The sequence below is a fragment of the Cupriavidus sp. AU9028 genome (assembly GCF_019795295.1).
Taxonomy (GTDB): Bacteria; Pseudomonadota; Gammaproteobacteria; order Burkholderiales; family Burkholderiaceae; genus Cupriavidus.
Genome location: NZ_JAIMCG010000019.1, coordinates 67,195 through 88,119 on the forward strand (window position 1 = coordinate 67,195; position 20,925 = coordinate 88,119).

18 protein-coding genes are annotated in these 20,925 nt (G+C 67.5%); 2 read left to right on the forward strand and 16 right to left on the reverse strand.

What is annotated here, in order from left to right:
• Positions 1-52 precede the first annotated feature (52 nt).
• From K6V06_RS18295 to K6V06_RS18310, 4 genes are all read right to left on the reverse strand, one after another.
• Positions 53-826 carry an ABC transporter permease gene (locus K6V06_RS18295; protein WP_222245548.1) on the reverse strand — a complete coding sequence of 258 codons (774 nt, stop codon included), beginning with the start codon at positions 824-826 and terminating at the stop codon, positions 53-55.
• Positions 827-828: 2 nt separating this feature from the next.
• Positions 829-1,701, reverse strand: a complete 873-nt coding sequence (locus K6V06_RS18300) for an ABC transporter ATP-binding protein (RefSeq protein ID WP_255581941.1) — start codon at positions 1,699-1,701, stop codon at positions 829-831.
• Positions 1,698-2,717, reverse strand: a complete 1,020-nt coding sequence (locus K6V06_RS18305; RefSeq protein WP_255581946.1) for an ABC transporter substrate-binding protein — start codon at positions 2,715-2,717, stop codon at positions 1,698-1,700. The genes K6V06_RS18300 and K6V06_RS18305 overlap by 4 nt, the downstream gene beginning before the upstream one ends.
• A 336-nt stretch (positions 2,718-3,053) precedes the next feature.
• On the reverse strand, positions 3,054-4,931 hold the full coding sequence (locus K6V06_RS18310) for an ABC transporter ATP-binding protein/permease (RefSeq protein ID WP_222245550.1): 1,878 nt from the start codon (positions 4,929-4,931) through the stop codon (positions 3,054-3,056).
• Positions 4,932-5,088: 157 nt separating this feature from the next.
• Here K6V06_RS18310 and K6V06_RS18315 point away from each other — a divergent pair, with 157 nt between their 5' ends.
• A complete protein-coding gene (locus K6V06_RS18315; protein WP_222245551.1) occupies positions 5,089-5,493 on the forward strand; it encodes an acyl-CoA thioesterase in 405 nt (134 codons plus the stop codon).
• Positions 5,494-5,676: 183 nt separating this feature from the next.
• Here K6V06_RS18315 and K6V06_RS18320 read toward each other — a convergent pair whose 3' ends face one another.
• The 6 genes from K6V06_RS18320 to clsB form a co-directional block, all read right to left on the reverse strand.
• The gene (locus tag K6V06_RS18320) at positions 5,677-6,453 is read right to left on the reverse strand and encodes an enoyl-CoA hydratase (RefSeq protein WP_222245552.1); all 777 of its coding nucleotides are present in this window, start codon (positions 6,451-6,453) and stop codon (positions 5,677-5,679) included.
• Between the two features lie 70 nt (positions 6,454-6,523).
• Complete coding sequence (locus tag K6V06_RS18325; protein WP_222245571.1) at positions 6,524-7,723, reverse strand: acetyl-CoA C-acyltransferase; 1,200 nt, start codon at positions 7,721-7,723, stop codon at positions 6,524-6,526.
• Between the two features lie 19 nt (positions 7,724-7,742).
• Positions 7,743-10,169, reverse strand: coding sequence for a 3-hydroxyacyl-CoA dehydrogenase/enoyl-CoA hydratase family protein (locus tag K6V06_RS18330; protein WP_222245553.1), 2,427 nt, complete (start codon positions 10,167-10,169; stop codon positions 7,743-7,745).
• Positions 10,170-10,255: 86 nt separating this feature from the next.
• Positions 10,256-12,043 (reverse strand): acyl-CoA dehydrogenase C-terminal domain-containing protein, encoded by a 1,788-nt coding sequence (locus K6V06_RS18335; RefSeq protein ID WP_222245554.1) that lies wholly within the window; start codon positions 12,041-12,043, stop codon positions 10,256-10,258.
• 73 nt (positions 12,044-12,116) lie between these two features.
• The gene (locus tag K6V06_RS18340) at positions 12,117-12,707 is read right to left on the reverse strand and encodes a TetR/AcrR family transcriptional regulator (protein WP_222245572.1); all 591 of its coding nucleotides are present in this window, start codon (positions 12,705-12,707) and stop codon (positions 12,117-12,119) included.
• A gap of 343 nt (positions 12,708-13,050) precedes the next feature.
• Positions 13,051-14,466 carry a cardiolipin synthase ClsB gene (gene clsB, locus K6V06_RS18345; RefSeq protein WP_222245555.1) on the reverse strand — a complete coding sequence of 472 codons (1,416 nt, stop codon included), beginning with the start codon at positions 14,464-14,466 and terminating at the stop codon, positions 13,051-13,053.
• Between the two features lie 130 nt (positions 14,467-14,596).
• Here clsB and K6V06_RS18350 point away from each other — a divergent pair, with 130 nt between their 5' ends.
• Positions 14,597-15,175, forward strand: coding sequence for a molybdopterin-guanine dinucleotide biosynthesis protein B (locus tag K6V06_RS18350; RefSeq protein ID WP_222245556.1), 579 nt, complete (start codon positions 14,597-14,599; stop codon positions 15,173-15,175).
• 21 nt (positions 15,176-15,196) lie between these two features.
• Here K6V06_RS18350 and K6V06_RS18355 read toward each other — a convergent pair whose 3' ends face one another.
• The 6 genes from K6V06_RS18355 to K6V06_RS18380 all read right to left on the reverse strand — a co-directional run bounded on the left by K6V06_RS18355 (position 15,197) and on the right by K6V06_RS18380 (position 20,629).
• Positions 15,197-16,000 carry an endonuclease/exonuclease/phosphatase family protein gene (locus tag K6V06_RS18355; protein WP_222245557.1) on the reverse strand — a complete coding sequence of 268 codons (804 nt, stop codon included), beginning with the start codon at positions 15,998-16,000 and terminating at the stop codon, positions 15,197-15,199.
• On the reverse strand, positions 15,997-16,488 hold the full coding sequence (nudB, locus tag K6V06_RS18360) for a dihydroneopterin triphosphate diphosphatase (protein ID WP_222245558.1): 492 nt from the start codon (positions 16,486-16,488) through the stop codon (positions 15,997-15,999). Before nudB ends, K6V06_RS18355 begins: the two co-directional genes overlap by 4 nt.
• Positions 16,489-16,628: 140 nt before the next feature.
• Positions 16,629-17,510 (reverse strand): hypothetical protein, encoded by an 882-nt coding sequence (locus tag K6V06_RS18365; RefSeq protein ID WP_222245559.1) that lies wholly within the window; start codon positions 17,508-17,510, stop codon positions 16,629-16,631.
• Between the two features lie 215 nt (positions 17,511-17,725).
• The gene (gene aspS, locus K6V06_RS18370; protein ID WP_222245560.1) at positions 17,726-19,534 is read right to left on the reverse strand and encodes an aspartate--tRNA ligase; all 1,809 of its coding nucleotides are present in this window, start codon (positions 19,532-19,534) and stop codon (positions 17,726-17,728) included.
• 44 nt (positions 19,535-19,578) lie between these two features.
• The gene (locus tag K6V06_RS18375; RefSeq protein ID WP_222245573.1) at positions 19,579-20,244 is read right to left on the reverse strand and encodes a DUF502 domain-containing protein; all 666 of its coding nucleotides are present in this window, start codon (positions 20,242-20,244) and stop codon (positions 19,579-19,581) included.
• 37 nt (positions 20,245-20,281) lie between these two features.
• Positions 20,282-20,629, reverse strand: coding sequence for an FmdB family zinc ribbon protein (locus K6V06_RS18380; RefSeq protein ID WP_222245561.1), 348 nt, complete (start codon positions 20,627-20,629; stop codon positions 20,282-20,284).
• Positions 20,630-20,925 lie beyond the last annotated feature (296 nt).

The window sequence follows — 20,925 nt, forward strand, 5'->3', positions numbered from 1 at the left end:
GCCCTCTCCCCCGGCCCCTCTCCCGCAAGCGGGCGAGGGGAGCAAACCCGCGTCACCCCCGGTGCGCCCAGCCCGTGACCCGCTTCTCCACCACCGCGAAGAACTCGTACATCGCCATCGCCATCACGGCAATCACTACCAGTCCGGCGAAGGCGAGCGGCATCTTCATCGCCGAGCCCGCCGATACCAGCAGATAGCCGATGCCCTCGTTGGCGGCATTCATCTCCGACACCGTGGTGCCGACGAAGGCCAGCGTGATGGCGACCTTCAGCGAGGCGAAGAAGAACGGCATCGCGCGCGGCAGGCCGACCTTGAGCAGCACATCGGTGCGCCGTGCACCAAGAACGCGCAGCACGTCCTCCAGCTCGGGCTCCAGCGTCGCCAGTCCGGTGGCGATATTGACCATGATCGGGAAGAACGAGATCAGGAACGCCGTGAGGATCGCTGGCCCGGCGCCGAGACCGAACCAGACCACGAGGATCGGCACGAATGCCGCCTTGGGCAGCGCGTTGAAGGCGGTCATCAGCGGATAGCCGGCCGCGTAGGCCAGCCGCGACGAGCCCATCAGCAGACCGAGCACGACGCCGACCACGATGGCCACGCCAAAGCCGACCATGGTGGTCCAGAAGGTCCGCCATGCATGGCCGGCAATGGCGTCCCAGTACTCCAGCAACGCGGCGACGATGGCGCCCGGGCTGGGCAGGATGAAGTCCGAGATCTCGAAGACCATGCAGACGCCCTGCCACAGCAGCAGCACCGCGGCGAGCAGCAGCCAGGGCGCGACGCGCTCGATGCGCTGCTGATGGGAGGTGGATAGCGTAGTCATCGTCAATGCTGCCTGACATGGCCGATCTTCTCGCGCAATCGATGCACGAGGTCGGCGAAGGGTTCGGTATAGGTCAGCTCGAGTTCGCGCGGGCGCGGCAGGTCGATCTCCTTGCGCATCAGGATGCGTCCCGGCCGCTGGCTCATCACGTACACCGTATCGGCGAGAAAGACCGCCTCGCGCAGATCGTGGGTCACCAGAATCACGTTGAAGCGCTGCGCCTGCCACAGATCGCGCAGCACGCACCACAGCTCCTCGCGGGTGAAGGCGTCGAGCGCGCCGAACGGCTCGTCCAGCAGCAGCATGCGCGGCTCGTGGATCAGCGCCCGGCAGATCGAGGCACGCTGCTGCATGCCGCCGGACAGCTGCCACGGGTACTTGTCCTCGTAGCCAGCCAGGCCGACGGTGCGCAGCAACATGCGGGCGCGCTCGACATATTGGTCGCGGCGCGCGCGCAGGGTGGAGCGGTAAGGCTCGACGATCTCCAGCGGCAGCATGACGTTTTCCAGCGTCGTGCGCCACGGCAGCAGCGTCGGCGCCTGGAACGCCATGCCCACCATCTTCAGCGGACCCGTGACCTTCTGGCCGGCGATGCGGACCACGCCACGGGTCGCGGGTTTCAGCCCGGTGGCGAGCTTCATGAAGGTGGACTTGCCGCAGCCGGACGGGCCGACGATGGCGATGAACTCGCCGGGGTCGGCCTGCAGCGAGATGTCCTCGACGGCAAACTCGCCCTTGCGCGCCAGTTCGTCGCTATAGGCAAGCCAGACCCGGTTGAAATCGACGAACGGCTGCGGCGCCGGGGCGCCTGCCGTTTCCCCCGTAGTCTCCCCGGCCGGCGCACTGCCGCGCCGTAGTGCCTCGGCTTGCGTCATCGCAGCACGTCCAGCTCTGCGGGTGCCGGCAGATAGGCATCGGTCCACAGCGCATCCGGATCGATCCGCGCCTTGGTGCCGAATGCATCGGCCACCTGGGACGCCATCAGCGACAGGCGTGGCTTGCTGACACGGCCAAAGCCCTCGGCGCGCGCGTCGGGCGAGCGCACCACGTTGTCCAGCGCCAGTTTCAGGCGCTTGGTTTCGAGCTTGACGTCGATGATGCCGTCGCGCGCCTTGACCGACTGGATGCCCTCATCGGGCCGGGCGATCACGTCGCGCGCGGACCTGGCGAACGCGCGCAGGAAGGCCTTGACCGCCTCGGGGTTCTTCTTCAGGAATTCCTCCGAGGTGATGATCGCATTGCCATACAGCTTGACGCCGTATTGCGGGTACGGCAGCACGACGATGTCCTCGTCCTTCACGCCGCGCGCATTGAGGTTGAGGATCGAGGTGAACGAAAAGCCGGTGATCGCATCGAGGTCGCCGCGCACCAGCATGGTTTCACGCAACGTCGGGTCCATCGCCTGGAAGTTGAACGTGCCGGGCAGCGCGTTGGCCTTGGCAAAGATCGGGAAGGCGCGGCGGCCGGCGTCGAACACGGGGGCGCCCAGGCGCTTGCCGGCCAGGTCCTTCGGCGCGCGGATGCCCGACTTCTTCAGCGCGAGCACCGCCGCCGGGGTGTTGTTGTAGACCATCATCACGGCCACCGGCTTGTTGCGCGCGTCCGGGTTGTTGCCGTGGAATTCCATCACCGATGCCAGGTCGGCGAAGCCCATGTCGTAGGTGCCCGAGGCGATGCGATTGACCACGTTGCCCGAGCCGTTGCCGGCGTCGATGCTGACGTCCAGCTTCTCGGCCTTGTAGTAGCCCTTCTGCTCGCCCTGCAGGAACAGCGCGGCCGGTCCTTCGAAGCGCCAGTCCAGCTGGAAGCGGACCTTGGTCTGGGCGCGTGCGGTGGCGGCGAATTGTGTCGACAGCACCAGCGCGGTGCCCAGCACCGTGGCGAGCCGCATCACGTGGCGGCGCGCGGTGGCACGGGGCACCACAGCGGACCGTTCGTACCCGGGCTCGGCAGCAGGCGTGACGGCAGGGAAATGGGCGGCGGATCTGGCTCGGCGGTACAGCATCGGTGGCTCTCCTTTTCGCGGTTCGGGCGTTTGTTGTTGCCCTACCGTCTGCAAGCCACATGCCAGCAAGATGCGCCCCACCGTGGGGCATCCCCGCATCGGGCTGTCTACCCAATGTTGTGCAGCGCCGGCTCGCATTGCCGATTGCCTGCGCGGATTGTCGACAAACAATGGCTGCCGCCAGGGCGCGGCGCCGCGGCAAAGGCCGCGGTCCCCTTCGGTTCAGGCAATGCCTGCCGCGTCTTCGCTGGCGGCGGTGCCGGCGGCGTCCTGTGCCGCGCTGCGGGCCTGGATGTGCCACATCTCCGCATAGCGGCCGTTGGCCAGCATCAGCGAGGCGTGGGTGCCGCGCTCGACGATGCGGCCGCGCTCCATCACCAGGATCTGGTCGGCATGCACCACCGTCGACAGCCGGTGCGCGATCAGCAGCGTGGTGCGATCCTGCGCGAGCCGCATCAGCTCGTGCTGGATCGCGCGCTCGGTGCGCGTATCCAGCGCGGAGGTCGCCTCGTCGAAGATCAGGATCGGCGGATTCTTCAGCAGCGTGCGGGCGATCGCCACGCGCTGCTTCTCGCCGCCGGACAGCTTCAGGCCGCGCTCGCCTACCTGGGTGTCATAGCCGTGCGGCAGGTCGCGAATGAAGGGTTCGATCTGCGCGGCGCGGGCGGCCTCCATGACCTCCTCGGGCGACGCGTCGGGGCGGCCATAGGCGATGTTGTAGTAGATGCTGCCGTTGAACAGCACCGTGTCCTGGGGCACGATGCCGAGCGCGCGCCGCAGGCTCTCCTGGGTGACGTCGCGGATGTCCTGCCCATCGACGAGGATGGCACCCTCGCCCACGTCGTAGAAGCGGAACAGCAGCCGGGCCAGTGTCGATTTGCCGGACCCGCTGTGGCCGACCACCGCGGTGGTGGTGCCTGCCTCGATGGTGAAATCGACGCCGTCCAGAATGCGGCGGTCGGGCTCGTAGCCGAAGCGGACATTGGCGAAGCGCACCTGGGCGCCGCGCACCTGCAACGGCCCTGCGCCCGGCTTGTCGACCACCTCCTGGTTGGTGCCGAGCAGCACGAACATCCGGTCCATGTCGGTGGTGGCCTGCTTGATCTCGCGATAGACCACACCGAGGAAGTTCATCGGGATATAGAGCTGGAGCATCAGCGTGTTGACCAGCACCAGGTCGCCCAGCGTCAGCGTGCCGGCCGCGACGCCCACCGTGGCGCGCCACAGGATCAGGATCAGGCCGATGGCGATGATGGCCTGCTGCCCGGCATTGAGCAGCGACAGCGAGTTCTGCGAGCGGATCGCCGCCGCCCGGTAGGTCAGCAGGCTTTCGTCGTAGCGGGACGCTTCATACGCCTCGTTGCCGAAGTACTTGACCGTTTCGAAGTTCAGCAGCGAATCGATCGCCTTCTGGTTGGCGCGCGAATCGAGTTCGTTCATGCGGCGCCGCAGATGGGTTCGCCATTCGGTGACGACGACGGTGAAGACGATATAGGTCAGCAGCGCGCCCCCGGTGATGCCGGCAAACCACCAGTCGTAGTGCAGCAGGAAGAAGCCGATTACCAGCGCCATCTCCACCAGCGTGGGCAGGATGCTGTAGAGCGAATACGAGATGAGCGACTGGATGCCGCGCGTGCCGCGCTCGATGTCGCGGCTCATGCCGCCGGTCTGCCGCTCCAGGTGAAAGCGCAACGACAGGCCATGCAGGTGGCGGAACACCTGCAGCGCGATCTCGCGTACCGCGCTTTGCGTCACCTTCGAGAACAGGATCTCCCGCAACTCGGTGAACAGGGTAGTCGATAGCCGCAGCAAGCCGTAGGCGACGATCAGCGCCACCGGCACGGCCAGCAAGGCACGCGGTTCGCCGGGGCCGATGTTCATGGCGTCGATCAGGCGCTTCATCAGCACCGGCACGCCCAGGTTGGCGAACTTGGCCGCCACCAGGCAGCCCAGCGCCAGCATCACACGCCATTTGTAGTGCCAGAGATAGGGCAGCAGGTTGCGCACCGTCTGCCAGTCACTGCGCTTGCCCTGCTGCGACCCGAACAGCGCCGACGGCGCGGGGGGCGCGGCGTCTGCGGAGGAGGAAATGCGTCGCATACGTTAGAATTCCGGCGAAGATGCGATTGTCGCACCGATCCGCAAAGCGGGTCGGCGCGCGCCTCCATCGCCTCCACTGCATTCACCACGCCGCGTCCAGCGGCGCCTTCCCTGTCCCTTCCGCGCCATGCGCGCGCGTTTTTTCCAGCATCACAATATGAGCGATACCGAGATCCTGTCGAGCCTGCCGCCGGGCAAGAACCCCGCACTGCGCGTCGTCCCCATGCCCGCCGACGCCAATGTGCATGGCGACGTGTTCGGCGGCTGGATCATGGCGCAGGTGGACATCGCCGGCTCGATCCCGGCCGTCGAGCGCGCCCAGGGCCGGGTCGCCACGGTCGCCGTGAACTCCTTCCTGTTCCGGCACCCCGTATTCGTCGGCGATCTGGTCAGCGTCTATGCGGATATCGTCAAGACGGGACGCACCTCGATCACTGTCTCGGTGGAGGTCTATGCGCAGCGGATGCGCCACAGCAACGAGATCGTCAAGGTGACCGAGGCAACATTGACGTATGTGGCAACGGATGACAATCGGCAGCCGAGGGTGTTGCCGAAGGTGTGATGTACTGAGCGTTGTGATCGCTCGCTGGCCCTCTCCCCCGCCCCCTCTCCCGCTGGGCGGGAGAGGGGAGCACACCGAGAGCCCTTGCCTGCCGCCGGCTTGCTTCCCCCTCCGCCGGTTTGCTCCCCTCTCCCACTTGTGGGAGAGGGGCCGGGGGAGAGGGGCAGCGAGCGCCGAACGCGATCAGCTGAACCGTGAGAAATCCGGCTTGCGCTTCTCGAAGAAGGCCGTGAACGCCTCCTTCGCCTCGGGCGATTGCAGCAGCCGCCCGAACACCTGCCCTTCCTCCGCCATCCGCGTCCTCACCGCGGCGATGTCGCCACCCTTCATCAGCCGCTTGGTCTCGCGCAGCGACGACGCCGGCAACGTGGCCAGCTTGCGGGCCTGGGCCAGCGCCACGTCGGCCAGCTCCGCGGCCGGCACCACCCGCGTCACCAGCCCGATCTGCTCGGCATGCGCCGCATCGAAGGGCTCGCCCAGCAGCAGCTTCTCCGCGGCGCGCTGGTAGCCGGCAAGACGCGGCAGCAGCAGGCTGGAGGCCGCCTCCGGGCACAGGCCCAGCGCCACGAACGGCAGCGAGAAGCGCGCGCTGTCCGCGGCATAGACCAGATCGCAATGCAGCAGCAGCGTGGTGCCGATGCCGATCGCCGGGCCGCTGACCGCCGCCACCACCGGCTTGGCCGCTTCGCTGATCTCGCGCAGGAAGCGGAATGCCGGCGCTTCGGCCGCCTCCTCGGCGGTGCGCGGCGGCCGCTGCATGAAGTCCTCCAGATCGTTGCCGGCGGTGAACACCTCTCGCTTGCCGCGGATCAGGATCACCCGCACGGCGTCGTCGCCGGCAGCGGCGGCGAAGGCCTCGGCCATCTGCGTGTACATCGCGGAGGTGATGGCGTTCTTCTTGTCCAGACGATCGAACTCGATCGTCAGCACGCCCTGGTCGATGGTGGTCAGGATGCTCATTCTTCTGTCTCCTCGGTGGCGGCTCGGGCCGCCATTCGTCGTTGAACTTCGGCGCGATCCCCCAGCTGCCTCAGACCCGCTCGAAGATGCCAGCGGCGCCCATGCCCGTCCCCACGCACATGGTGACCATGCCGTACTTCAGCTTGTGCCGGTGCAGCGCATGAATCGCCGTGGCCGAGCGGATCGCACCGGTCGCGCCGAGCGGGTGGCCCAGCGCGATGGCGCCGCCCATCCGGTTTACCTTCGACGGGTCCAGCCCCAGGTCGCGGATCACCGCCAGCGCCTGCGCCGCGAACGCTTCGTTCAGCTCGATCCAGTCGATCTGGTCCTGCGTCATGCCGGCCGCCTTCAGCGCGGCCGGAATCGCTTCCTTCGGGCCGATGCCCATGATCTCCGGCGGCACGCCGCGCACGGCGAACGAGACGAAGCGCGCGAGCGGCGTCAGGTTGCACGACTTGAGCACCTTCTCCGACACCAGGATCAGCGCACCGGCGCCGTCCGAGGTCTGCGAGCTGTTGCCCGCCGTCACGCTGCCCTTGCTGGCAAAGACGGGACGCAGGCGCGCCAGCCCTTCCAGCGAGGTGTCGGGCCGCGGGCCTTCGTCCAGCGCGATGGTGCGCGTCTTCGTGTCGATCTGGCCGCTGGCCAGATCCGGAAACTTCTCGACGATCTCGACCGGCGTGATCTCGTTGGCGAATTCACCGGCCTGTTGCGCCGCCAGCGCCTTCTGGTGTGAAGCGAGCGCGAACGCGTCCTGGTCCTCGCGGCTGACCTCCCATTTCTTCGCCACCTGCTCGGCGGTCAGGCCCATGCCATAGGCGATGCCGACGTTCTCGTCGCGCGTGAAGATCGACGGGGACATCGACGGCGTATTGCCCATCATCGGCACCATGCTCATCGATTCGACACCGGCAGCGATCATCACGTCGGATTCGCCCACGCGGATGCGGTCGGCCGCCATCGCCACCGCGCTCAGGCCCGAGGCGCAGAAGCGGTTGACGGTGATGCCGCCCACCGAAGTGGGCAGGCCCGACAGCAGCGCACCGATGCGCGCGACGTTCAGGCCCTGCTGGGCTTCGGGAATCGCGCAGCCAACCACCGCATCCTCGATCAGGGCCGGATCGAGATTGGGCACCTGCGCCAGCGCGGCGCGAATGATGGTGGCCAGCAGATCGTCGGGACGATAGTGCTTGTACGCGCCCTTGGGGGCCTTGCCGATCGGCGTGCGGGTCGCGGCGACGATGTATGCGTCTTGCAGTTGTTTCATGATCTGGTTCCTCGCATGCCGGTTAGTTGCGCACGGGCTTGCCGGTCTGCAGCATGCCCATGATGCGCTCCTGCGTCTTGGCGGTGCCGAGCAGGTCGATAAAGGCGCGCCGCTCCAGCGTCAGCAGCCAGTCCTCGTCGACCAGCGCGCCGCCTTCGACGTCGCCGCCACAGACCACTTCCGCGATGCGCATGCCGATCGCGAAGTCATGCGCGGAGATGAAGCCGCCATCGCGCAGGTTGACCAGCGATGCGCGGATGGTGGCGATGCCCGAGCGACCGGCCACCGGCACCAGCGTCCCGGGCAGCGGCGGCCGGTAGCCCGCTTCCCCCATCGCGCGCGCTTCGTTGATCGCCACGTGCAGCAGCTCGTGCACGTTGAAGACGATCGGGTCGGTCGGCTGCAGGTAGCCCATCTGGCGCGCCTCGATCGCCGAGCCGGAAACCCTGGCCATCGCCGCGCTCTGGAAGCGCGGCGTCAGGAACTGCACGTAGTTGGTGCTCCCCACTGCCTGCGCGGCGCGGCCTGCCGCGAGCGCCGCTTCCTTCAGGCCACCACCGGCCGGCACCAGGCCTACGCCGACTTCGACCAACCCGATATAGGTTTCCATCGCCGCGACACGGCGGGCGGCATGGAGCATGATTTCGCAGCCGCCGCCCAGCGCAATGCCGGATGCGGCCGTCACCACCGGCACCTGCGCGTACTTGACGCGCATCATGCCGTCCTGGAACTTCCTGACGAAGGGCTCGACGCCCTTGGCGCCGCCCATCATGAAGGCCGGCATCGCCGCTTCCAGGTTGGCACCCGCCGAGAACGGGCCACCCGGGGCGCCCAGCTGCAGCGAGGTCGGCTGCCAGACCACCAGTCCCTTGTAGCCCGCCTCGGCCAGATCGATGGCCCGCATCAGCCCGTCGAGGGTGTCCGGGCCCATGGTGTTCATCTTGCCCTTGAAGGACACCACCAGCACGTCGTCCTGGCCCGGCGCCTCCCAGATGCGCACGGCGTCGTTCTCCTCGACGGTGCGGCCCGCCTGGCGCGGATCCGCGGCCTGCGTGCCCTGCAGCGCGGCGCGGAACAGCTGGCGGTCGTAGACCGGCAGCGCCTTGCGCTCGACGAAGGCCTGCGCCGCCGGCGACCACGAACCCTGGGCCGAGTGCACGCCCTGGTTGTCCGCCACCGGCCCCGAGAACACCCAGTCGGGCAGCGCCACGCTCGCCAGCGCCTTGCCGGCCTCGACATCCTCGCGCACCCACTGCGCGACCTGCTGCCAGCCGGCGGCCTGCCAGTCCTCGAAGGGGCCGCTGTTCCAGCCGAAGCCCCAGCGGATCGCCAGGTCGACATCCGCCGCCGATTGCGCGATCTGCTCGAGATAGACGGCGATGTAGTGGAAGACGTCGCGGAACACTGCCCACAGGAACTGCGCCTGCGGGTTGGACGATTCACGCAGCAGCTTCAGCCGCTCGGCCGGCGCCTTCTTCAGCATCCGCGCGACGATCTCGTCGGCCTTGCGGCCCGCGTCGACGTAGCCGCCGCTCTGCGGATCCAGCACCTTGATCTGCTTGCCTTCCTTGCGATAGAAACCCGCGCCCGTCTTCTGTCCCAGCGCGCCGGCATCGATCAGCTTCTGCAGCACCTCGGGCGTGCGGTAGACCGGCGCGAAGGGATCGTCCTTCAGGTTGTCCTGCATGGTGCGGATGACATGCGCCATGGTGTCCAGCCCGACCACATCGGCGGTGCGGAAGGTCGCGGACTTGGCGCGGCCCAGCTTCGATCCCGTCAGGTCGTCGACCACGTCGAACGGAATGCCGTACTTCTGCGCCTCGGCGAATACGGCGAGGATCGAGAAAATGCCGACGCGGTTGGCGATGAAGTTGGGCGTGTCCCTGGCGCGCACCACGCCCTTGCCCAAGGTGGTGGTCAGGAAGCCTTCGAGCTTGTCGAGGATGGCAGGGTCGGTCGCCTCGGTCGGGATCAGCTCGACCAGATGCATGTAGCGCGGCGGGTTGAAAAAATGCACGCCGCAGAAGCGCGTCTTCAGTTCCGGAGCAAAGCCGTCCGACAGCGCGGTGATCGACAGCCCGGAGGTGTTGGTGGCGAAGATCGCGTCGGGCGACAGATGCGGCGCGATCCTGCCGTACAGGTCGTGCTTCCAGTCCATCCGCTCGGCGATCGCCTCGATCACCAGATCGCATTCCTTGAGCAGCGCGAGGTCATCCTCGTAGTTGGCCGCGCGGATCAGCGCGGCGTCGTCCTTCAGGCCAAGCGGCGCGGGGGACAGCTTCTTCAGGTTGTCGATGGCGCGCAGCACGATGCCGTTCTTCGGGCCCTCTTTGGCCGGCAGATCGAACAGCACCACCGGCACGCGGGCATTGACCAGATGGGCTGCGATCTGCGCGCCCATGACACCGGCGCCAAGCACGGCGACTTTTCTGACGATGAAATTTGACATGCTCGCTCCTGCTGGTGAGCGGTGAATGGTTCTCGTCTTGCGCCCCTCTCCCGCGGCGCGGGAGAGGGGCGCAAACCAGATGGTGCTTAGAACAGCTCCGCGTCCAGCGCCATCAGCGAGGCGGCGCCCGCCCGGGCCATGCGAATCTGGCTGGCGGTTTCCGGCAGCAGCCTGGCGAAGTAGAAGCGGGCGGTGGCGAGCTTGGCGACGTAGAACTTGTCGCCGCTGTCCTGCTTGTCCAGCGCGATCTTCGCCATCCGGGCCCAGAAGTAGGCGAACACCAGATGGCCGACCACGCGCAGGTACGGCACCGCGGCGGCGCCGACTTCGTCGGGATTGCCCATGGCCTTCATGCCGATTTCCATGGTCAGCTTCTGCACCTTGTCGCCCAGGTCCGCCAGCGGATTGACGAACTCCTGCATCGCCTCGTTGGTGCCCTCTTCCTCGACGAACTGCTGCACCAGCTTGCCGAACGCCTTCATCTTCGCGCCCATGTCGCCCAGGATCTTGCGGCCCAGCAGGTCCAGCGCCTGGATCGTGTTGGTGCCCTCGTAGATCATGTTGATGCGGGCATCGCGCACGTACTGCTCCATGCCCCATTCGGCGATATAGCCGTGGCCGCCGAATACCTGCATGCCCTCGTTGGTCGACTGGAAGGCGTTGTCGGTCAGGAAGGCCTTGATCACCGGCGTCAGCAGCGCGACCAGGTCGCCGGCCTGCTTGCGCACCGCCTCATCCGGGTGCGACAGCTCGCGGTCGATCTGCAGCGCGGTCCAGTAGCTGAAGGCGCGGCCGCCTTCGGCGTAGGCCTTCTGGGTCAGCAGCATGCGGCGCACGTCGGGATGCACGATGATCGGGTCGGCCGGCTTGTCCGGTGCCTTCACGCCGGTCAGCGAACGCATCTGCAGCCGCTCCTTCGCATAGGCCAGCGAGTTCTGGTAGGCCACTTCGGTCAGCCCCAGCCCCTGCATGCCCACGCCCAGACGCGCGGCGTTCATCATCACGAACATCGCGTTCAGGCCCTTGTTGGGCTCGCCCACCAGCCAGCCGCGCGCGCCATCGAGGTTCATCACGCAGGTGGCATTGCCGTGGATGCCCATCTTGTGCTCGATCGAGCCGCAGCGGATGCCGTTGCGCTCGCCCGGCTTGCCGTCGGCATCCGGAATGAACTTGGGGACGACGAACAGCGAAATGCCCTTGGTGCCCTGCGGCGCGTCGGGAAGACGGGCCAGCACCAGGTGGATGATGTTCTCGGCGAGGTCATGCTCGCCGGCGGAGATGAAGATCTTGGTGCCCGTCAGCAGGTACGAGCCGTCGCCGGCGGGCTCTGCCTTCGTGCGCAGGATGCCCAGGTCGGTGCCGCAATGCGGCTCGGTCAGGCACATGGTGCCGGTCCATTCGCCGGAGACCAGCTTGGGCAGATAGCGGTCGCGCAGCTCCTGCGTGCCGTGCGCATGCAGGGCCTCGTAGGCGCCGTGCGACAGGCCAGGATACATGGTCCAGGCCTGGCTGGCCGAGTTCAGCATCTCGAACAGCGCATTGTTCACGAGGATGGGCAGGCCCTGGCCGCCGTAGTCGGGATCGCAGGCCAGCGCCGGCCAGCCGGCTTCGACATACTGCCGGTAGGCCTGCTTGAAGCCCGACGGCGCCGTCACCACGCCATCGCCATGGAAGGTGCAGCCTTCCCGGTCGCCAGTCTGGTTCAGCGGGAAGACGACCTCCGCGCAGAACTTGCCGGCTTCCTCCAGCACCTGGTTGATGGTGTCCGCGTCGACTTCGGCGTGACGCGGCATCGCCTGCAGTTCTGCCTCGACGCCCAGCAGTTCATGCAGCACGAACTGCATGTCGCGCAGGGGAGCGGTGTATTGGCCCATCAGAATCTCCTTTGGATTTGTGGATGCCGCCACGCCGCCCGTGCCTCCAGGGCACGTCGCGCCTGTGACGGCGTCAGGTCCGGTAGGACTGGATCAGCTTGTTGAGTGCGACCATGGCAAGCTCGGCGCTGTCCGGCAAGCGCAGGAAACGGGCATCGTGATGCAGGCCCAGTTCCAGGCTGTACATCTCGAACAGCATCAGGCGCGGATCGCAGTCCGCGCGCAAATGGCCCTCTTCCCTGGCCTGGTCGATCGCGCGGGTCAGGGCGGCACGCCAGATGGTGACGCTCTTGACCAGTTCGTCGCGCACCGGGCTTTCCGCGCGGTCGTCGTACTCGACGGCGCCGCTGATATAGATACAGCCGGTGGTCACTTCCTGGATGCGCTTTTCCATCCAGCGCCGCACCATCGACCACAGCCGCGGCAGTCCCCGCGGCTCCTTCAGCGAGGGGTAGAACACCTCCTGCTCGAAGCGCCGGTGGTACTCGCGCACGACCTCGACCTGCAGGTCCTCTCGCGAACCGAAGTGCGCGAAGACGCCGCTCTTGCTCATCTGCATCCGTTCCGCCAGCAGGCCGATGGTCAACCCTTCGAGCCCGTCGCGGGACGACAATTCCAGCGCGGCGTCCAGAATCGCGGCGCGTGTCATCTCCCCCTTGCGCATGGGCGCGGGGGAGGCGGACGTGCCGGTTTCGAGACGGACTGACTGGTGTCGCATGATCTGTTTCTCCGTACTTTTTCAGCCGCTGCGCCGGCATTGCTGTACACCGGGGCAAGGGCGTTGGCTATCGCGTTCCCGACCTGCCCTGGGACGCCTGGCGAATGCACGCAGTCTAAGCCAAAAAAGAACGGTCGTTCAGATTATTCTGGCGCACGCCGACGGCATCAAGCTTTGAATTAGACCGGCGCTTCTAATCGCCCCGCGCTGCAGCACAAGTGCGCCCATGCTGCGTGCGCGGCTTCGCAAGCGTGTTTCGCGACATCGCGTTGCCGCATTGCGGCGAAGCTCAGTACCGGCCCGCGGCGCCGGCGACCATGACGCCGAAACGCAACAGCAGATAGGCCGCCCAGTCGCCGAAGCGCCGCAGCGCACCGCGGCGCGCGTGCGCTTCGGCGACGACCTGCCGGCTGCGCAAGGCGATGGCCCGCTCCAGTTCGTGGCGCAGCCGGGCGGCGAAGCCGGCGTCGTACACCGCCACGTTGGCCTCGCGGGCCAGCAGCAGGCTGAACGGGTCCATGTTGCTGGACCCCACCGTGGCCCAGCTGTCGTCGACGACGGCCACCTTGGCGTGCAGGAAGCTCTCGTTGTATTCGTGGATCTCGACGCCCGCTTCGAGCAGCGTGGCATACAGGGCGTGCGTTGCGTAGTGCTGCAGCTTGTATTCGACCATGCCTTGCAGCAGCAGCCGCACGCGCACGCCGCGCCGGCGGCAGGCCAGCAACGCTCGGCGCATCTTGTGACCGGGCAGGAAGTAGGCGTTGGCAATGATGACATCGCGCCGGGCGGCACCGAGCGCCTGCAGATAGGCGCGCTCGATGGTGCGCCGGTTGCGCAGGTTGTCGCGCAGCAGCAGCGCCGCGCGTACTCCGCGAGTACTGCCGCCATTGCTGCCCCCGCGGTTCGCCAGTCCCGCCGGCGCCTCGCCCGGCGGATCGGGCGGAACCGCGGCCGCCTGTCGAGGCTGCGGGAATTCCGCGGCAAGCGCCGCCAGCCCGCGCGGCTCGGCACGCAGGGCAACGCGCCACCAGAGCCGCTCGGCCGTCAGCGCCACTTGCCCGGCGACCGGGCCGGTCACCCGCACGGCGAAGTCGTAGCGCGGACCCAGCTGGGCCTCGTCGAACGGCCCATGATTGTGGTCGTCGATGATGTTGATGCCACCGACGAAGGCAATCTCGCGATCGATCACGGCAAGCTTGCGATGCAGCCGGCGCAACTGGCTGCGGCCGGGACGGAAGCGCCGCAAGGGCCGGTAGATGCGCACCTTGACGCCACCGTTGAGCAGCCGCTCCTTCAGTTCCGCCGGACAGCCGTCCGCGCCGAAGCCATCCAGCAGCAGCCGCACCGATACGCCGCGCGCCGCCGCGCGCATCATCGCATCGGCGACCGCGCGCCCGACCGTGTCGTCCTCGTAGATATAGGTTTCGATGCTGACCGACAGTTGGGCGCCGTCGATGGCGTCGATCAGGGCGGGAAAGAAGTCGCCGCCGCCGCGCAGCAGTTCTACCTGGTTGCCGTCCAGCGCACGATTGCCGGCCGCGCGCGGCAGCCGCGCCCAGGCAAGCCGATCCGCGACCCGGCTTGCGCCGCTGCGCCGCGGCGCCGTGTCGGGCGGCTGCGGGGACGCGACCGGCGCCGGCTGCTGCCCGGCAGCCGGCTGGCCGGCGGTCAGATGTTCGGGTTCCTTGCTATCGATACTGGACATGCCTCGATTATCCGTCGGGAGCGGGCGGCTTCTGCACGTAGCAGCGACTCTGCTATCGTGCGGACGTCATCCCGCACGGAAGCCCGGACGGGCCCTTCCTCTCTTCATATTCCATTTCCGCCTTCGCATCGTGAGACGTTTCGGCATTGCTGGCAGTTCAGGAAGCGGCAAGACCACCCTGCTGGAAGCCCTGCTGCCCTGGCTGGCGCCACAAGGGTTGGCGCTGGCGTGCATCAAGCACACCCACCATGCGCTGCCCCTGCCGGGAGCCGTCGACGGCGCGCTTGCAGTCCGCGTGCAGCCATCGGCCGACCAGCCGGGCAAGGACTCCTGGCGGCTTGGCCGCGCCGGCTGTCCGTGCGTGATCCTGGCGGGCCCCGGCCCCGGCCCTGGTCCTGTCGCGGCGACCGGGGCGGCGACCGGGGCGGCAGCACTGGAAGCGGCACTGGCGCTTGTCCCCGCCAGCACCGATCTGGTGCTGATCGAAGGCTTCAAGCAGGTGGACCTGCCCACCCTCGAAGTGTTTCGCCCGGCGGTGGGCAAGCCGCCCCTGTGGCCGAGCTGCCCCGGCATCGTCGCGGTCGCCACGGATGCCGTCGACGCGATCCGGGCGCGGACCGGCCTGCCGGTTCTCGATCTGGCCGACATCGATGCGATCGGCAAGATGGTGCTGCGCCATGCGCAAGCCTGGGCCGGCCAGCGCTGCTGACGGCGCCGCGACCGAGAGCGTTCAGGGCCCCACGTCGGCGACGTCGCCGCCGATCTTCTCGGCGTGCAGCGGATTGACCTCGGGCACCTGTGGCCGCGCCAGTTCGGCCACCAGCGGCACGTGGTCCGAGCGCTGGGCCCAGTCGCGGCCCGTCAGCACCCGCGCCCGCTCGATATCGAATCCCCGCACATAGATGCGGTCCAGTTGCCACCAGGGCATATGGCTGGGAAAGGTATGCAGCCGGCTGCCCCGCGCCTGAGACGCCTCCATCGCGCCGAGGGTATTGCAGATCAGTGCGTCGAGCCGGTGGTTCCAGTCGTTGAAGTCCCCGGCGATCACCAGCGGCGCATCCGGCGGCACCACGCTGCGCACGCGCTCGACCAGCGCCTCGGCCTGCCGGGCGCGGCTGCGGGCGAACAGGCCGAAATGCACGCAGATCAGATGCGACTCCAGCCCATGGATGTCAGCCACCGCATGCAGCAGGCCGCGCTGCTCGAAGCGGTGGTCGGAAATGTCCAGGTTTTCCGACATCAGGATCGGATGGCGCGACAGGATCGCATTGCCGTGATGGCCGTGATCGTAGACCGCGTTGCGGCCGTAGACCGAATGCTTGTAGACGTCGGTCGCCAGGTAGTTCAGCTGGGTATGGTCCGGATCGAACAGTTCGGCGGCGATCAGCCGGTCGTTGCGGTCCTGCACCTCCTGCAGGAAGACGATGTCGGCGTCCACTGTCTGCAGGCCGTCGCGCACGTGCTGGATGCGCGGCTTGCGGGAGATCCCCGTCAGGCCCTTGTGGATGTTGTAGGTGACCACCCGCAGCTTCATTGTGCCTCCCCGAGATCCGCCGCCCGCGCCGCGCCGCCTGCCCTGCCCGCGCTGCGCCAGGTCAGCTCGCGGATCGCCTCGGCATTGCTGCGGGAGAAGCACCGCTGCGCCGCCTCCTCCAGCGGCAGCCAGGCCCACTGCAGGTGTTCGCGCGGCGCCAGTACCACCGGCAGCGGCGTGGCGACGCACAGCCCGAACCAGTGCTCGACGTTGCGGGTGATGCCGGGGGCGTAGCGGTGACGCCACTCCGGATAGATCTCGTATTCGATGTGATGCCCCCAGTCCTGCAGCGAATGCTCGCCGGCAATGATGCCGGTTTCCTCCGCCACCTCGCGCGCGGCGGTCAGCGCCAGCGGCTCGTCCAGGCTGTCGAGACTGCCGGTGACGGACTGCCAGAAGCCGGGCCGGTCCGCCCGCTCCAGCAGCAGGACCTGCAGGTCGGGCGTGTGGATGACGACCAGCACGGATTCCGGGATCTTGTAGGGCATGGGATTGAGCAGGATCAGGCCAACAGCTTAACGCACGGGCCTGTCGTTTCCACCGGCGTCCGTCCGACATGACGCCTGCGGCCGGCGGAATCTAGGTGCGCTATACGGCGCTTGAGAAGGTGGCGCCGCCTTTTGGAACGTCAGGCCTGCTCCTCGCGCGGCACGGCGGGACGCTGCCAGCTGTCGAAGACGTCGGGCGAATCGCCATGGCCCCAGGCGGCACGAAGTTGCTGCATCAGTGGCGCCAGGGCCTCGGTGTAGCGGGCGGCGGCGGACTGCGCGTCGCGCGCCAGCGCCTCGGCGCTGGCATGGGCGCGCGCCTGCAGTTCGCTGCGCGCCTGCGCCACTTCCTTCTCGCGCTGGCCCAGCGAGTGGTATTTCTGGATCAGGAAGCGCTGGTAGTCGCCCGCTTCCGCCGCCGGGGCGGATTGCGCGTTGACCTGTTCGAAGCGCAGCACGATGCTGGCGGTTTCCTGTTCAATCTGGGTCGCTTCCGCGCTCAACGCCAGCAGCTGATCCTGCAAGGCCAGCGCCTCGCGCCGCTGCGCCTGCAGTTGCGACGCCAGCGACTCGAAGGTGCGCTGCGCCGCCAGGTAGGCCTGGACCACCGGCTGCGGGGCCACCACCAGCAGCGGATCCGCCCCGCTGCCACGGCGCCCGGTCAGCAGCGCATCCTCATGCAGCCGCAGGTTGCCGACCTCCTCCAGCCAGCGGCCGCGGGCCATCACGGCGGCGACGGTGTCCAGCGCGACCTTGCGCAGCGCTTCCGCGCGCTGCAGCTGCACGGCGTTGACATCTCCCGCGCCACCCGCCTGGGCAGCCGCGGCCTGGGCAATATCCGGCACGCATGCGGCCACCGTGGTCGCCACCGATTCCGACATCGCCTGGGCGGACTTGCGCACTGCGCGGCGCAGCTCGAACTTGGCCAGCAGCATCATCACCAGGCCGGCTACCAGCCAGGTCAGGATGATCTCGGCATGCTCGAGCAGGAATGCGCGGATCAGTTCGATATCCAGTGTCACGTTGATCTCCTAGCAGGACAGGCATGGGTGCGGTAGCCGTCACCGCCAATGGGTGGACAGACCGCCGGCCGAGTGGGTTCGTTCCGACAGGAAACAATTGGAAACCAGCGGCGGCGCGCGGTCAAAGCCGAACCGCGCGGCACCGGGGCGGTGCCGGGGCGGCGCCACAAACAAAAACGGCCGCGCTTCGCGCGCGGCCGCCTCGCTGCCGGGTATCAGCCGGCCGTCTTCGGCTCGGCCTGGCGCAAGCGGATATGCAGCTCGCGCAGCTGCTTCTCGTCGACCGAGCTCGGCGCCTGCGTCAGCAGGTCCTGCGCGCGCTGGGTCTTCGGGAAGGCGATCACGTCGCGGATCGAATCGGCGCCGGCCATCATCGTGACGATGCGGTCCAGGCCGAAGGCGATGCCGCCATGCGGAGGCGCGCCGTACTGCAGCGCGTCCAGCAGGTAGCCGAACTTGGCGCGGGCTTCTTCCTCGTTGATCTTCAGCGCGCGGAACACCTTGCTCTGTACGTCCTCGCGGTAGATACGGACCGAGCCGCCGCCGATCTCCCAGCCGTTCAGCACCATGTCGTAGGCCTTGGCGATGCACTTGCCCGGGTCGGTGGCCAGGTATTCCAGGTGCTCGTCCTTCGGGCTGGTGAACGGGTGGTGCATGGCCACCCAGCGCGCGTCTTCCTCGTCGTACTCGAACATCGGGAAGTCAACCACCCACAGCGGCTTCCACGCGTCTTCGAACAGGCCATTGGCCTTGCCGAACTCGGAATGGCCGATCTTCAGGCGCAGCGCGCCCATGGCGTCGTTGACCACCTTGGCCTTGTCCGCGCCGAAGAACAGGATGTCGCCGTCCTGGGCGCCGCTGCGCTTGAGGATCTCGGCGATGGCATTGTCGTGCAGGTTCTTGACGATCGGCGACTGCAGGCCGTCACGGCCCTTGGCCACTTCGTTGACCTTGATCCAGGCCAGGCCCTTGGCGCCGTAGATGGCAACGAACTGGGTGTAGGCATCGATCTCGCCGCGCGAGATCTGGCCGCCGCCCGGCACGCGCAGCGCGACCACGCGGCCGTTCTCGTTGTTGGCCGGCGCCGAGAAGACCTTGAAGTCGACGTCCTTCATGACTTCGGTCAGCTCGGTGAATTCGAGCTTGACGCGCAGGTCCGGCTTGTCCGAACCGAAGCGGGCCATCGCCTCGCGGAACTCCATCACCGGGAACTGGGCGTCCAGATCGACGTCGATGGTGTTCTTGAACACCGTGCGGATCATGGTCTCGAACAGATCGCGGATGTCCTGCTCGTTCAGGAACGAGGTTTCGCAGTCGATCTGGGTGAACTCGGGCTGGCGGTCGGCGCGCAGGTCCTCGTCACGGAAGCACTTGGTGATCTGGTAGTAGCGGTCGAAGCCGGACACCATCAGCATCTGCTTGAAGATCTGCGGCGACTGCGGCAGCGCGAAGAAGTGGCCCGGGTTGACGCGCGAGGGCACCAGGTAGTCGCGGGCGCCTTCCGGCGTGCTCTTGCCCAGCATCGGCGTCTCGATGTCGATGAAGCCCTGCGCGTCCAGGTACTTGCGCACTTCCATCGCCACCTTGTAGCGCAGGCGCAGGTTGTACTGCATCTGCGGGCGGCGCAGGTCCAGCACGCGGTGCGTCAGGCGGGTGGTTTCCGACAGGTTGTCGTCGTCCAGCTGGAACGGGGGCGTGACCGACGGGTTCAGCACCGTCAGCTCGTGGCACAGCACCTCGATCTTGCCCGAGGTCAGGTTGGCGTTCTCGGTGCCCGCCGGCCGCGCGCGCACCTTGCCGGTGACGCGGATGCAGAACTCGTTGCGGATCTCTTCGGCAACCTTGAACATCTCCGGACGGTCCGGATCGCAGACGACCTGCACCAGGCCCTCGCGGTCACGCAGGTCGATGAAGATCACGCCACCGTGGTCGCGGCGACGCTGGACCCAGCCGGTCAGGGCCACTTCCTGGCCCGTCAGTTGTTCGGTCACCAGACCGCAGTAGTGAGTACGCATGGAGGACATAGCGAGAGTTCCGGGAAAGCACGGCCGCGACACGGCGCGCGGTATCAATGGGGTTGCGTTGGGTCGGTCGCGGCGGACGCGCCGGCGGCGGGCACGGGGCCAGCCTTGCGCGGCAGTTCGGCCGGGGCCACCACGCCCATCGACACGATGTATTTCAGGGCGGCATCGACCGTCATGTCGAGCTCGATGGTGTCGGCCTTCGGCATCATCAGGAAGAAGCCGGAGGTCGGGTTGGGCGTCGTCGGCACGTAGACGCTGACGTACTCGCCCTGCAGGTGATTCTGCACGTCGCCGCCGGGGCGGCCGGTCAGGAAGGCAATGGTCCAGGAGCCTTCCCGCGGATACTGCACCAGCAGCGCCTTGCGAAAGGCATTGCCGGACGAGGACAGCAGCGTGTCGGACACCTGCTTGACGCTCGAATAGATCGGCCCCACCACCGGAATGCGGTGCACCAGCGCCTCCCACCAGCGCACCAGGCGCTGGCCGATGAAGTTGTGCGCCAGCATGCCGACCAGCAGGATGAACAGCAGCGTCAGGATGGCGCCCAGGCCCGGCACGCGCATGCCGAACAGCTGGCGGTCGAACTGCCACGCTTCGGGCAGCACCGCCAGGCTCTGGTCCATGGTGCCGATGATCAGGCTCAGCACCCACAGCGTGATGCCGAGCGGCACCAGGACCAGCAGGCCGGTCAGGAACCAGGTCTTCAGCATCGAGGTTTTCTTGTTGGATGCCACGTGTCTTCCTGCTTCAGTGGCAGGCGCAGGACGTGCCGCAGCCGCCCGAACCGCCGGTGGAGGCGGCCGGAGCAGCCGAGGCAGCCGGCGCCGCGGCAGCGGCCGCGCCGTCGGACGAAGCGGCCGCGCCGCTGCCGTTGTCGGCACCGCTGCTGGCGCCGCCGGCGCCGCTATTGCCGCCGCGGAAATCGGTCACGTACCAGCCGGAGCCCTTGAGCTGGAAGCCGGCGGCGGTCAGTTGTTTCTTGAAGGTGCCGGCCGAATTGCAGGACGGGCAGTCGGTAAGCGGCGCATCGCTCATCTTCTGCAGCACATCGCGGCCATGGCCGCAGGCGTCGCAACGGTAGGCATAGATCGGCATGATGGGTCTCCAGGAGATCCGGTATGGGGTCAGACGGAAAAATGGCACGGCATGGCCGGATGGCCATGCAAAGCCTTGAATTATAAACCGTTGCCGGGTCGGACGGCCGGGGGAAATAAGCGGGGCTTTGGAGCGTTGTCGCGCATGGAAAGACCAACCCCTCTCCCCGGCCCTTGTATCTTAATGGTTGGGATTTGGACCGGCTCAGTAGCCCGACTGCCCTCTGGGACCTCAAGCCCGTGGGAGAGCGCTGGGATCTGGGTCGGACCGTTCTTTCTTGCAACCCGTACGGTTGT

Excerpts from the sequence above, each read along its gene's own strand:
- K6V06_RS18335 (WP_222245554.1), bottom strand. The coding sequence starts at position 12,043 with ATGGGCCAATACACCGCTCCCCTGCGCGACATGCAGTTCGTGCTGCAT.
- K6V06_RS18310 (WP_222245550.1), bottom strand. The coding sequence starts at position 4,931 with ATGCGACGCATTTCCTCCTCCGCAGACGCCGCGCCCCCCGCGCCGTCG.
- K6V06_RS18300 (WP_255581941.1), bottom strand. The coding sequence starts at position 1,701 with ATGACGCAAGCCGAGGCACTACGGCGCGGCAGTGCGCCGGCCGGGGAG.
- K6V06_RS18320 (WP_222245552.1), bottom strand. The coding sequence starts at position 6,453 with ATGAGCATCCTGACCACCATCGACCAGGGCGTGCTGACGATCGAGTTC.
- nudB (WP_222245558.1), bottom strand. The coding sequence starts at position 16,488 with ATGCCCTACAAGATCCCGGAATCCGTGCTGGTCGTCATCCACACGCCC.
- K6V06_RS18380 (WP_222245561.1), bottom strand. The coding sequence starts at position 20,629 with ATGCCGATCTATGCCTACCGTTGCGACGCCTGCGGCCATGGCCGCGAT.
- K6V06_RS18355 (WP_222245557.1), bottom strand. The coding sequence starts at position 16,000 with ATGAAGCTGCGGGTGGTCACCTACAACATCCACAAGGGCCTGACGGGG.
- K6V06_RS18330 (WP_222245553.1), bottom strand. The coding sequence starts at position 10,169 with ATGTCAAATTTCATCGTCAGAAAAGTCGCCGTGCTTGGCGCCGGTGTC.
- K6V06_RS18315 (WP_222245551.1), top strand. The coding sequence starts at position 5,089 with ATGAGCGATACCGAGATCCTGTCGAGCCTGCCGCCGGGCAAGAACCCC.
- K6V06_RS18340 (WP_222245572.1), bottom strand. The coding sequence starts at position 12,707 with ATGCGCAAGGGGGAGATGACACGCGCCGCGATTCTGGACGCCGCGCTG.
- K6V06_RS18375 (WP_222245573.1), bottom strand. The coding sequence starts at position 20,244 with ATGCTGAAGACCTGGTTCCTGACCGGCCTGCTGGTCCTGGTGCCGCTC.
- clsB (WP_222245555.1), bottom strand. The coding sequence starts at position 14,466 with ATGTCCAGTATCGATAGCAAGGAACCCGAACATCTGACCGCCGGCCAG.
- K6V06_RS18305 (WP_255581946.1), bottom strand. The coding sequence starts at position 2,717 with ATGCGGCTCGCCACGGTGCTGGGCACCGCGCTGGTGCTGTCGACACAA.
- K6V06_RS18295 (WP_222245548.1), bottom strand. The coding sequence starts at position 826 with ATGACTACGCTATCCACCTCCCATCAGCAGCGCATCGAGCGCGTCGCG.
- aspS (WP_222245560.1), bottom strand. The coding sequence starts at position 19,534 with ATGTCCTCCATGCGTACTCACTACTGCGGTCTGGTGACCGAACAACTG.